Source organism: Pseudomonas laurentiana (genome assembly GCF_014648275.1).
GTDB lineage: Bacteria > Pseudomonadota > Gammaproteobacteria > Pseudomonadales > Pseudomonadaceae > Aquipseudomonas > Aquipseudomonas laurentiana.
The window spans coordinates 269,028-281,086 of the sequence record NZ_BMQU01000003.1 but is presented as its reverse complement, the minus strand read 5'-3'; the positions used below and the strand labels follow the sequence as shown (position 1 = coordinate 281,086).

The window sequence follows — 12,059 nt, the reverse complement described above, 5'->3', positions numbered from 1 at the left end:
TTCCTTCAAAAGCGATAGGCAAGGTTGAGGCTGTACACCGTAGGGTTGACATCGACGCTGCCGACCTTCTGGCCGTCGATCTTCACGGTGCTGTCGATCTTCGCGTAGCGCACATCGCCGCCGAGGCTCCAGTGGTCGTCGATGGCAACATCGAGCCCCGCCTGGAAGGCCGCTCCCCAAGAGTCGGAAAGCTCCAGCTTGGCGCCGTTGTCCAGATGTTCGTCGTAGAAATAGGTGTAATTCAGGCCGACACCAACAAAGGGCCGTATGCGGGCATCTGGCGCGAAATGCCACTGCAGCGAGACAATCGGCGGCAACTGCTTGGTGCTGCCAACCTTGCTGCCATTCAGTTTGATGTCGTGTTTGAACGGCAGACCGCCCAGTACATCGATGGCAAGATTAGGTGTCAGGTAGTACGCCAGATTGAAGGTCGGGCCTGCATCACTGTCGATGTCGATGGCGCCCGGCTGAATGTTGCCTGGCTCGGAGGTTGGGACAATATTGCTGACGCCCAAGCGCACTTGCCAAGGGCTATCGGCCGCCAGAGCGAGGCTATTCGCCGTCAGCAGTAGCCCACCCAGGGCTGCATGGCGAAGCCAGTGTATTGACATGCGGTTCTTCCTTGTCGATTTCGATTGGACCTGGGTACGGGCTACTTACCGCACCGGCTAAGGCACTGTTTCGGTATGTCCGGCGGACAGGCTGCAGTACCATCAGCAGCTTTTGTGCCAATCGTATCTATTTGTTTTTATTGAGTATTTACCAAGGAAGAACAGCCTCGCTGTTGTTCGTGCAACAGCCTTGGTGCAACACTGTTAGTCACAGGACAGCGGTTTGCACACAATAGAAGGCGCTGCGCCACACAGGCGCTGAAGGGCTGGCTCGCCACCTATACTTAACACGTAGCGACCGGCGGGAGGTTCAGGGACAGCAGAACCTGCCTATTGTGGAACCTCTTCTGGGGGACTGCGGTCTTGAATCGACGTTCCCTGACCGTGATGCTGATCATTGCGCTTCTGGCGGGAATGTCCGGCTGCGCCTCGAAAGCGCCCGTCCCCGAGGCGCAAGCGCCAGTGGTGATTTCTGAGTCCACATGGCAGCAGGTTGACTGGGAAATCGTCAGTGCGTCACAAGCCGTCACCGATTCGGTCAAAGACTATGCGCGCCGCTCGATGAAAGCCTGGCGGGACCGCGTCTACCAGCAGACCGAAGCCGAGTTCATTCCCTGGTTCACCAGCTACTGGACCCAGCAATGGCTGACGATCAAGGTTGCCTGGTACAAAATGAATGCCGGCAATGACACTGAACCTGGCGAAAAACGACTGGCCGCGTACCTCCAGGAGCAGTACCACGAACGGGTATTGGAACCGGTCGCCAAGGAGATTGATCCCGATGCAGTCATGCAGCAAGCCATTGTGCTGTACGCACAGCTACTCGGGCCGCAACTGCAGGGTATCGTGCAACGCTATCGTTTGCCGCCCGATCAATTCAACTTGCGGCTCAGCCGTATTCCAGCGATCAACCTGGCGCCACCGCCGCCCCTGAACGCATCGCTCTATCAGTTGGTCTACACCAACCCGGTCAACAAACTACCGGCGTACGCCGCCTTGGTCAGGCGAGTGCGCACCGCAGCAGGCACAAATGGCGCCGATCAAGCAGATGCCGTGCTGTCCTCGGTGGCCAAACGCACCAGCGAAAAGCTGGAGTCCACCCTCCCCGTACGCGGTGCGGCCAGCGCAACGGCAGCAGCCGTTGGCCGCGTTGCCGGGATGATGATTTCCCTGGTGGTGACGGGTGTTGGCGCCCTGATGCATGACAGTGAACGGCCTGAGATGGTCGAGCAGCTCAGGGTCATCCTGAACGCTGCTCTGGACGAAGAATGGGCAACACTGCTGCAAAACCGCACGTCGGGGGTCATGGCCGGCGTGTATTATCTGGCCGAGCAAATCGAAGGCAGCGTGCGTGCTACCGATGCGCCGCCTGTACAGTTCGAACCCGAGCCATAAGCCAGGCCCTGTCGTCACCAGGACCGATGGGCTGGCCAGCGATGCAATGGGCGCGGATCAACTGAACCTTCAGCGCTGAGCAAGCTCCAGCACAATCCGGCCACCGCACGGGCACTCATCCATGTGGCGATGCGCGGCGACAAACGCCTCGAACGGATAGACCTTGCTGATCTGGGGTGTCAACAACTGGTCGGCGGTGAATTGATTGATGTCACGCAGCGCACGCTGCAATGCCGCGTGGTCCTGGACAATACCCAGCTCAGGCTTACCGGTGAAGTTGCCAATGCAGTGGACGAAAAACTGAATGTTTTTCTGGAAAGCCGCACACGCCGGGAACGGCGTCTGGTTTCCACCCTGCAAGCCATACAGTACCAAGCTGCCACGCGGTGCCAGGACATCGCCCAGCAACGACATCTGCGGCCCGCCCAGCCCATCGAGCACCATGTCAACGCCACGGTTGTCGGTGTACTTGTTGATCTGCATGAGCAGGTCCTGCTCTTCAGTGACGATCACCTTCTCGGCCCCCAGACCGAGCAGGTAGTCCCGCTCACTGGCTTGCTTGGTGGCCGCGATAACCCGGATACCCAGCGCCTTGCCCAGTTGTACGAAGGCAGGCCCGGCACAGTGGCTGGCATCGGTCACCAGCGCCGTTTGCCCGGCCTTGGCCCTGGCCAGATCGACATACGCAAAGTAGGCAATCAACAAGGGCGTGTAATGAACACTGGCCTCGACAGGGCTGAGGACATCGGGGTAGCGCGTCAGGGCGTTTCGCGGCAGCACAATGACTTCACCGTACACCGGGTGCGTGTTAGCGCTACTGGCCGGAAAACTGGCGACCTTGTCACCGACGGCAAGGTCATCGACCCCCTCGCCCACGGCCATGACAACGCCCGCCATCTCATGCCCGATACCGGCCGGCAGGCGGACCTGAGACGAGGCGAGGTTCTGCCGCCAAAGCACGTCGTACCAACTGACGCCGATCGCCTGCACACGAATCTGCACTTCGCCGGCAGCCGGGGTCGGTGCTGCCTGCTCTTCGCATTTGAGCACCTCGGCCGGACCGAACTTGTGGAAACGGATCATGCGGGACATCGCAAACCTCGCCAAGTGAATCGCTAATACCCTGAACTCTATCGGGGCTTTCCTGGTTAGGCCATCCGTGGCTATTAATAGTCGACATGCCTGTCATTGATTGAAGGTAGTGGCATACGTTCAATTTATTCGGTGCAGGGTAACAGCCTTTGCCCTTAAGATTCACCCCTGCCCCATCCAGTGAAGCAAAGCGATGAACCGTAACGACCTGCGCCGCGTCGACCTGAACCTGCTGATTGTCTTCGAGACCCTGATGCATGAGCGCAGCGTGACCCGTGCGGCAGAGAAGCTGTTCCTCGGCCAGCCGGCCATCAGTGCCGCACTGTCACGCTTGCGCACCCTGTTCGACGATCCGCTGTTCGTTCGCACGGGGCGCAGCATGGAGCCCTCGGCGCGCGCGGTAGAGATCTTCGCCCTGCTTTCACCTGCACTGGACTCGATCTCCACCGCCGTCAGCCGCGCGGCCGACTTCGATCCGGCCACCAGCACGGCGGTCTTTCGTATCGGCCTCTCCGATGATGCCGAATTTGCCCTGTTGCCTCTCCTGCTCAAGCGCATCCGCGCCGAAGCCCCGGGCATCGTGCTGGTGGTGCGGCGGGTCAACTACATCCTGATGCCGGCGTTGCTCGCGTCGGGTGAAATTTCGGTAGGTGTCAGTTACACCAGCGACCTGCCGGCAAATGCCAAGCGCAAGGTTCTGCGCCGCAGCAAGCCCAAACTGCTGCGGGCCGACAGCATGCCGGGCAGCCTCAGCCTGGACGACTTCTGCTGCCGCCCCCATGCACTGGTGTCGTTCGCTGGCGACCTGAGTGGTTTTATCGACGAAGAACTCGCCAAACTCGACCGCAAGCGCCATGTCGTGCTGGCCGTGCCACAGTTCAACGGCCTGGGCAGCCTGCTGACCGGCACCGACATCCTGGCCATCGTGCCCGACTACACCGCCGAAGTACTGACGGCTGCAGGTGGCTTGCGCGCCGAAGAACTGCCAATAGACGTCCGCAGCTTTGAGCTGCACATGGCCTGGCGCGGCGCTCAGGACAACGACCCAGGTGAGCGTTGGCTGCGTTCGCGGATTCAGATGTTTTTCGGGGATCCGGATAGCCTCTGAAAGACCCGTCCCTACCACTCAGGACTGGGTGAACGCGTACCTACAGGCATAAGCCCAACCGTGAACACCCTGCTCGGCAGTTGTGGCCCCAACACACCAAGTGCCGCCTGGGGCTAGATGACACTGGCGCCAAGGCAAGTGTCCAACGGGGCGCTCCAGAGCTTTATCGTTTTCGGCGAGATCAGCCAAATCGTTAGCACATTCAAGTGATCGTTAGCATTTTCGCGCCCACCAGATTTCGAGTTTGGACTCAAGTACAAAGAAATTCACCTCGAGTTTTTCGCCCGGCTGTTTGCGGCTGTTGGCCCAGCGCCCATCGAAGCCTGGTGCCGGCAAGCGCCCTTTGGCCGATATGCCCGCCGCACCGGTTTCCTGTACGAGTGGCTGACCGGACAGCGGCCGGACGTGGGCACCCGCGTCAAATGATCTTCGACGCGTGCCTCGGCCTTTCACAGTACCGGCTCTTTCGCGCTATACCTCATAGAGTGTCTCCTGCACCGTGGCCCGCGCTTTCAGGTAAAGAAGATGGAGTTCGAGGTATTTTCTGCCATTGACCTCATGGGGACGTTTGTCTTTGCCCTGAGCGGCGCTGTGGCGGCCATCGATCGTAAACTGGATGTTTTCGGCGTTTTTGTCGTTGCCTTTGTGACAGCCTGCGGCGGCGGTGTGATCCGCGATCTGTGTATTGGCGCATTCCCTCCTGCCGGCCTCATCAACATCGATTACCTGGGCGTCATTGCACTGGCAGGCGCCTTGGCTGCTTTTTTCCAGCATTTACTACTCAGGCTGGCTCAGCCAACGCTATTTTTCGACGCCGTAGGGCTCGGTTTTTTTGCTGCGTTCGGTGTCCATAAGGCATATGCCCATCTACCGAATGTCGAACTGGCTATCGTGTTGGGTGTCATTACCGCAGTGGGCGGTGGCGTTATCAGGGACGTGCTGCTCAGTCGTGTTCCCGTGGTACTGACCAAGGAAATCTATGCCTCGGCAGCCCTGTTGGGAGCAGTAATCCAGCTCCTCGGCGAGCTGCAGGTGATTGATCAGCGTTTCTCTCCCTGGGCTGCGATTGCGCTATGTACCTTGGTTCGAATGCTGTCATTGAAATACCAATGGAATCTGCCCGCGATCAAAAAGAGTTCGTGAGCCCTGCCCTGTGCCCATGTGAAAACGTCGTTTGGAACGTCGCAGAGCGTCACGGACACCGACCGTTTTACAACTATTGCCTTGAATTGGAGGTGTAGATGGACACCTTGGCTCGCAATCAAAGAATGTCAAAAATGTCCGGTGACATCCTCAAGGTGCTGCCTGCCTTGGAGCGCATTTACAAAGATCTCCATGCCAATCCTGAACTTTCAATGCAGGAAACCCGCACGGCCGGGATCGCAGCCTCCTTTATCAAGAAGCTGGGGTATGACGTTCACGAACGGATTGGCGTAACCGGTGTAGTCGGCCTGTTAAAAAACGGTGATGGACCGACGGTCATGCTGCGCGCCGACATGGACGCCCTGCCCATGGCGGAAAAGACCGGCCTGCCCTACGCCAGTCAGAAGAAGGGACAAACCGCTGACGGAGAGGCGGTAGATGTGGCTCATATGTGTGGTCACGATCTGCACGTGACATGGTTGATGGGTACAGCACAGCTGATGGCGGATCATCGTGACGTGTGGAGCGGCACCTTGATGCTGGTCTTCCAGCCTGGCGAAGAGATCGGGAAAGGAGCCAAGGCGATGATCGACGACGGGATGATTGAACGCTTTCCAAAGCCAGACATCATTCTGGGGCAGCACGTCATGGTCGGTGAGGCGGGTACGGTCGGGCATCGACCCGGCGCTATCCTGGCTGCTGGCGACAGCATGCATATCAAGCTGTATGGCCGCGGCGCCCACGGTTCCATGCCGCAAAATTCAATTGACCCTGTGGTCATGGCCGCAGCGACTGTCATGCGCCTGCAAACTATCGTGTCCCGTGAATTATCCCCACAGGAAAGTGGGGTTCTGACTATCGGCGCCCTGCAAGCCGGGACGAAGGAAAATATCATTCCGGATGACGCGGTCATCAAACTGAACATGCGAACCTATGACGAAAACGTTCGTCGCCGAATGATCGACTCGGTACATAGGATCTGCTGTGCGGAATGCCAAGCCTCCAATGCTGACCATCCGCCGGAGTTCACCACAATTGACAGTTACCCTGTCACTGAAAACGATGCCATAGCCACCGCCAGGTTGGCACAGGCCTTTGATGAGCATTTCGCTGAGCGCTCGTACGAAACCGCGCCGGTATCGGCCAGCGAGGACTTCAGTGTTTTCGGCCGAGAGTGGAAGGTTCCCTACGTATTCTGGTTTGTGGGGAGCACCGAAAAATCGATATGGCAGCAGGCCGTATCAAGTGCAAACATCAACCAGATTCCCTCCAACCATTCATCAAAGTTTGATCCGCAATTACACCCCACGCTGGAGACAGGATTGGAAACGATGTTGGTTGGCGCACTGACCTGGCTGAATGCGCCTTCTTGAACAGAATGGTATCGGCAGCCTGAGCATCTTTGCAGCGCAGGCCAGCCATCGGGAGGACAATGAACGGCGAGTGAATGTCGATTACACATGGATCTGTTTCTTGGTAAACGATAACAGTCACTAATGGCATGGCAGATTGAGACTATAGTAAATCGCTAGACGTTGGGTCAGGGACGCTGCTATGCCTTCGATTGATGTGTCGCCCCCGCTGAGCCTCCGCAAGCGAGCCATGTGGGCCGGCGCGTTGAATATTGGGGCCATCCTGGCTTCCCAGATCATGCGCCTGGGCGGCAATCTCTTGATTACCCGCCTGCTGGTGCCGGAAATGTTCGGCTTGATGGCCATCGCGACCACCGCCTCGGTATTGCTGCAACTGCTTTCTGATGTCGGCCTGCGGCAGAACATCATTCAGAGCCCGCGGGGCGACGATCCGCTGTTTCTCAATACTGTGTGGGTCGTACAGATCATCCGCGGTTTCGTGCTATTCCTCCTGATGCTGTTGCTGGCCCTCTGCGCCCGCTTGGCGCAGCACATCGATCTGTGGCCACCGCACTCCACCTATGCGGCCGAAGAGCTGCCGTTGGTGCTGGTATTGACCGGTTTTTCCGTGGTCATCTACGGCTTCCAGTCGACCAAGGTTGACGTCGCCATCCGTGCTTTCCAGCAGAAGAAGGTGGTGATCGCCGAACTGATCTCACAACTTGTCGGCCTGGTGGTGATGCTGGTGACCGGGTACCTGACCCGCTCCATCTGGTCACTGGTGGCGGCAGGCCTGGTGAGTACACTGGTCTTCACGGCGCTCAGCCACCTGATGTTCCAAGGCCCACGCAACCGCCCACAATGGGATCCGGCGGCTCTGCGCGAAATGTTGGACTACGGTCGCTGGATACTGTTGTCGTCTTCGGTGGGGGTCCTGGCCATGCAGGGCGACCGGATCTGGTTCGGCGGCAGCATGTCAGCAACGGAATTGGGCGTCTATTCCATCGCAGTGACCATCCTTGGGGCCATCCAGTCTAGCCTGCAGCGGCTGGCCGGAGCTGTCGCCCTCCCGGCCTTCAGCGAGGCGGCGAGAAGCGGCGACAACGAACGGGTGCGCAACCTGTACTACCGCTCCAGGCTGTTGTTCGATCTAGTCGCGCTGTTCGCCTGTGGCTTCCTCTTGACTGCCAGTCCGCTGATCATCGGCTGGTTGTACGACACACGCTATGCCGGCGCCGGCAGCATCATGGCAATCCTCTCGCTGTCCTTCTTTACCTTGCGGTACACGCTCGCCCACCAGGTCTGGTTGGCCCTCGGACTGACCAAATACCTGGCCATTGACAACATCATACGGGGCGTTTCGCTGTGTATTCTGCTGCCGTTGCTTTTGGCCATCGGTGGGGTGAGCTATGCAATCTGGGGCGTCGCCCTGCATACCTACTTGACGCTTTTCCTGATTTACAAAGTCAACCGCCAACTGGGCCTTCTGGACCTGAAGCGCGAGCTTGTGGTGCTGCCTGCCCTGGCGCTTGGCGCCTTGTCCGGAGAGTTGATCTCCGGACTCTTTGCCTGAGCCTGGATTAACCCGCTGTCGAATCTCGTCGCTGTTCGTGCGTTATGAATCCTTCAGATTGGCTGTGATCAAGTACACGTGAGGACGCCATGATCTATAGGGCGATAGTGAAAAGCGTATTTGTCCTGCACCCAGGCTATTCCCTGCGGGCCTTGCACAACAAGTTCCGTCTGGCGCTGCTGATTGCCCGCGACTGGCCCAGGCTCAAGAACTATCTGAGACGCCTGTCGAGCACGCTAGGCCGCCGGGGCTTCCAGCGCCTGGGGGTGGATTGCATCGGTATCGTCCACTGGCCCTACATCAGCAAGTCGTGGAACTCGCACGTCCGCTTCGGTGTGCTGGCCTCGCACTATGAAGTGGTTACCCAATGCTGTCGGCCTCTGTTGCTCCTGGGGCGAGATGACAAACTTCTGCTGGCCGATCTATCGGAGTACTCCCCTGGCTGTTCCCTGGTGCTCGACCGCGCGTTCTGGTTCATGCGCGAGGGAGAACTTGTACTGAACTTGTTCCAGGACGGGCTGCGGGTTGCCTCGCTCGCCTTCACCCTGTCCCGCACCAAAGACGGCCCGTGCATGTTCATCGGCGCGGTGCAGGGTATCCACAAGGGCGTGGACAGCGAAACATCGCTGAGCATCTATCGGGGGCTGACAAAGGACTTCGAAGGGCTACGCCCGAGAAGCCTGCTGATCGAGGTCATCAAGTACATCGCCCGGAGCCTGGGAGTCGACAGGATCTATGCTGTTGGCGACGGCTACCGTCACCACCGGCACCCCTATTTCGGCCTGGAGAAATCCCAGGAGCTGCTGGCCAACTACGACGACATCTGGCAAGAACATGGTGCTACGGCGTCTGAGCGCGAAGACTTCTTCAGCATCCCTGCTGCCGATTCGCGCAAGCCCCTTGAGGATATAGCGGCCAAAAAGCGCTCCATGTACCGTCGGCGCCACGAACTGCTGGATGCAGTCTTCGCCAAAGTAGACGGCACCTTGCAAGGCAACGTGGCGGTGGTCGACGGTGGTTGATGACCGAGAGCGCCCCAAACTCACCCGCCCGCCCCACGTGCGCGACATCCATGCGCAACTCAAGACCATCGCGCAGAGGGTCCAACACCTCGATTCCGAAATCGAATACGTCAATAACCGGGCGACCTGGCGTGTCCTCAGAACTATTCACCTTAACCCGCCGACATGCCTACTGTGCGGCGCCAACACGTTGACGAGTGTTTAGCTCTATCTCAAGAGGTAATTATTGACGCCATGAAATATGCGAATTTCACCCATTAAGCTCAGCTTGACAAGCCTGCAACCCCAATCTTTACTGACGTTAAATATGCACTTTTACTTGAAGTAGTCATTATAACTATTCCGCCTCTTCAATCTTCAAAGTATGCCCCCAAAGTTTTCCTTGATATTTACAGAACCCGCCAACAGACAACATCAACGGATATCAATGAGAAAATGAGAGAACCCCTGGCAGCCCTGATACGGAAGTTGATAACGCCCTCGACGCGCTTCGAAATAAGAAAGTATATGGCTTGGGCGCAGGATATTCTCGGGCGCGCATGTTTCTGGCGCTGGGAAGTCGCCAAATTTCGGCTGCCGAAGAGTAGTGACTACGAAATCCTGTATGTCGGCAGGAAGACCCGCAGGGAAATGGCCAAGCTGCTCATCAGCGGCAAGCCCCAGGCCGACGTCGAGCGCGGCGATGGCGTGGAGCAGTCCACTTCCACCCCCCATAGGGTGCTGGTCAGCGAGATGCCGAGCGCTGGCGCCTTGTACGTTCCCCATTACCTGAGCGCCATCATCCCTCTGGGACGCCCATTGGAGGAGATCACCGCACGGTACGACGGCGAACTGCGCCGCAACATCCGCAAGTGCCGACCGATGTATCGCATGCAGCAGGCGCTGACAGACGACGAGATCGCCAAGGCAGACCGCGAGATGCTGCAGCCCTATGCCCAGGCACGGCATGGCGACTATGCCAAGCAGTTTGACACGAACGACCTGTTTCGCATCGCCAAGACCGTTGGTCGGTTAGACCTGATAATGCAGGGCGATGAAGTCGTCGCGTGCCACTTCGGCTGCGTGATAACCCGGGCCGGGAAGCGCTACTGGAGCACACTGCGCTTCGGCTATCCGGAGTCGGTTTTCACCGATGCCAAGCGGTTGCGCGAGGTCAACTCGATCACCACCTTCATGGCCCTGGAGTGGGCCATCGAACATGGCTTCGACTACTACGATATCGGCCAGTGCCTGGCACGTCCGGACGATGGTCTTCTGAAATGGAAGCGGCGGCGCGGCGGTGACGTCGATACGCTGGGTAACCAGGCCTACATGTTTGTACGCTTGCCAAAGACCGGCGTCGCCAAATTCCTCTGGGAGTTCCCGTTGTTTGCCGTCGAAGGCAAGAACCTGACGCTTCATCTGGGCCTGCCGGACGGTTTGAGCGACGAGGAAGTCGTCAACCGTTATCGAGAAATGGTGTTCGGCGGTTTGTTCAAGATATACCTCTACTGCGCCAAAAACCCTGGCGAACTGCTGCTGGAAAACCTGCGCGATCGTTATGCCCATTTCCAGTCTCCGCCCATTGTGGAAAAAATCCCGTCCAACTGAGCGTGAAAGACAAACCTCCATCGCAGAGAGGACTCTTCATGGAAAGCGATGTCTCGGATGTAAATACAACGGGGGCTGACCGGAAAATCTGGAGCCTTGCGGCATACCGGTATCTCGCCAGAAAACGACTGGGACGAAAGCCGTCGGAAAACGTGAAGAACCTCGCGGTCAAATCTTGGGATATCGCGCCAAGCGAAATAACCCCTGCGCCACCTGCCTTTTTCCTGCCCGGCCAGCTAGAGCGGGTAACCGGCTGGGAAGAGGCGCGTTTTTTTCCCTATGAACATCCGCGTCGGACCATGGAGGGGTTAGGCAGTGTGGAACAGCGCCCCACACGAGGCCATCTGATCAAGGACGTCCTGCTGATCGATGGTGCGCTCTACAAGGACGATGCCATCTTCTGGCTGTCCGATCGGCCCAACGGGTTGCCACGGATAGTCGTGGACAGGGAGATCGAGCGTGGGGCCGCTTATTGCTCGCCATATGGTAACCGCTGGTTCGGCACCTGGCTGGCCGAGGACTGCGTGACCTATCCACTGGCCTGCAACGAGGGCGTTCCCGTGGCGACTGCGCCATCGGCCAGGTTCCCCCTCTATCCTCAAGCCCCAGACTATGAAGAATGGCTGGGCATGCAACCGCTTCGTCTGCACAGCGCCTTTTTTCGCGAGCTGGTGCTGTTTGACGATTCGAGCCAAAACACCAACCAGTACCTGCGACACCGTGCAATGAAGGAGAAGATCCTGTCACGGGTGAGCTACCAATCTCACCCGGGGGTCTTCATTCTGCGCGGCAACACCGGGGATCTGCGCCTGCTGCGTAATGAACTGGAAATCGCCGAACACCTGCAAAAACAGCGGGGCTTTCGGATCCTCGACCCCACGAAGTACGACCTGCCGACAATAGTCGCGACCTGTGCCGGAGCAAGGGTGGTGGCGGGCGTCGAGGGAAGCCAGCTCATTCACGGAGTGAATATACTGGCGCCCGGCGCTTCGGTGCTGACACTGCAGCCACCCAATCGCTTTGTCTGCTTCTACAAGTTCCTGACCGACCGCGACCAGCAGCATTTCGGCTTCGTGGTAGGCACACCCGATGGAGATGGCTTCAGGATCGACCTCAATGAGCTTGAGCGAACCCTGGACCTGCTGCCGTCATGATGGCACCACCTAGGCCTTG

General features: G+C 58.3%; 10 protein-coding genes and 1 pseudogene. 9 read left to right on the top strand and 2 right to left on the bottom strand.

What is annotated here, in order from left to right:
- Nucleotides 1-5: 5 nt before the first annotated feature.
- Nucleotides 6-611, bottom strand: coding sequence for an OmpW/AlkL family protein (locus IE038_RS05065; protein ID WP_163939257.1), 606 nt, complete (start codon nt 609-611; stop codon nt 6-8).
- Nucleotides 612-998: 387 nt separating this feature from the next.
- Here IE038_RS05065 and IE038_RS05060 point away from each other — a divergent pair, with 387 nt between their 5' ends.
- Nucleotides 999-2,006: a hypothetical protein gene (locus tag IE038_RS05060; RefSeq protein ID WP_163939263.1), complete on the top strand. Its 1,008-nt coding sequence runs from the start codon at nt 999-1,001 to the stop codon at nt 2,004-2,006.
- Between the two features lie 69 nt (nt 2,007-2,075).
- Here the strand turns inward: IE038_RS05060 and IE038_RS05055 are convergent, their stop codons facing one another.
- A complete protein-coding gene (locus IE038_RS05055; RefSeq protein ID WP_189395249.1) occupies nt 2,076-3,098 on the bottom strand; it encodes a zinc-dependent alcohol dehydrogenase family protein in 1,023 nt (340 codons plus the stop codon).
- Nucleotides 3,099-3,291: 193 nt separating this feature from the next.
- Between IE038_RS05055 and IE038_RS05050 the strand changes: the two genes are divergently transcribed.
- From IE038_RS05050 to IE038_RS05020, 8 genes and pseudogenes are all read left to right on the top strand, one after another.
- The gene (locus tag IE038_RS05050) at nt 3,292-4,206 is read left to right on the top strand and encodes a LysR family transcriptional regulator (protein ID WP_163939255.1); all 915 of its coding nucleotides are present in this window, start codon (nt 3,292-3,294) and stop codon (nt 4,204-4,206) included.
- Between the two features lie 237 nt (nt 4,207-4,443).
- Nucleotides 4,444-4,614 (top strand): annotated as a pseudogene (locus tag IE038_RS24430) (Fic family protein); the annotation flags it as partial.
- A gap of 117 nt (nt 4,615-4,731) precedes the next feature.
- On the top strand, nt 4,732-5,349 hold the full coding sequence (locus IE038_RS05045) for a trimeric intracellular cation channel family protein (RefSeq protein ID WP_163939253.1): 618 nt from the start codon (nt 4,732-4,734) through the stop codon (nt 5,347-5,349).
- A gap of 98 nt (nt 5,350-5,447) precedes the next feature.
- Nucleotides 5,448-6,722 carry a M20 family metallopeptidase gene (locus tag IE038_RS05040; RefSeq protein ID WP_229775621.1) on the top strand — a complete coding sequence of 425 codons (1,275 nt, stop codon included), beginning with the start codon at nt 5,448-5,450 and terminating at the stop codon, nt 6,720-6,722.
- Between the two features lie 181 nt (nt 6,723-6,903).
- Nucleotides 6,904-8,274 carry an oligosaccharide flippase family protein gene (locus IE038_RS05035; protein WP_163939251.1) on the top strand — a complete coding sequence of 457 codons (1,371 nt, stop codon included), beginning with the start codon at nt 6,904-6,906 and terminating at the stop codon, nt 8,272-8,274.
- Nucleotides 8,275-8,363: 89 nt separating this feature from the next.
- Nucleotides 8,364-9,296: a VirK/YbjX family protein gene (locus IE038_RS05030; protein ID WP_189395248.1), complete on the top strand. Its 933-nt coding sequence runs from the start codon at nt 8,364-8,366 to the stop codon at nt 9,294-9,296.
- A 435-nt stretch (nt 9,297-9,731) separates the two neighbouring features.
- Complete coding sequence (locus IE038_RS05025) at nt 9,732-10,886, top strand: GNAT family N-acetyltransferase (protein WP_163932000.1); 1,155 nt, start codon at nt 9,732-9,734, stop codon at nt 10,884-10,886.
- 38 nt (nt 10,887-10,924) lie between these two features.
- Entirely contained in the window at nt 10,925-12,040 is a 1,116-nt protein-coding gene (locus tag IE038_RS05020) for a glycosyltransferase family 61 protein (protein ID WP_189395247.1), read from the top strand.
- Nucleotides 12,041-12,059: the final 19 nt, after the last annotated feature.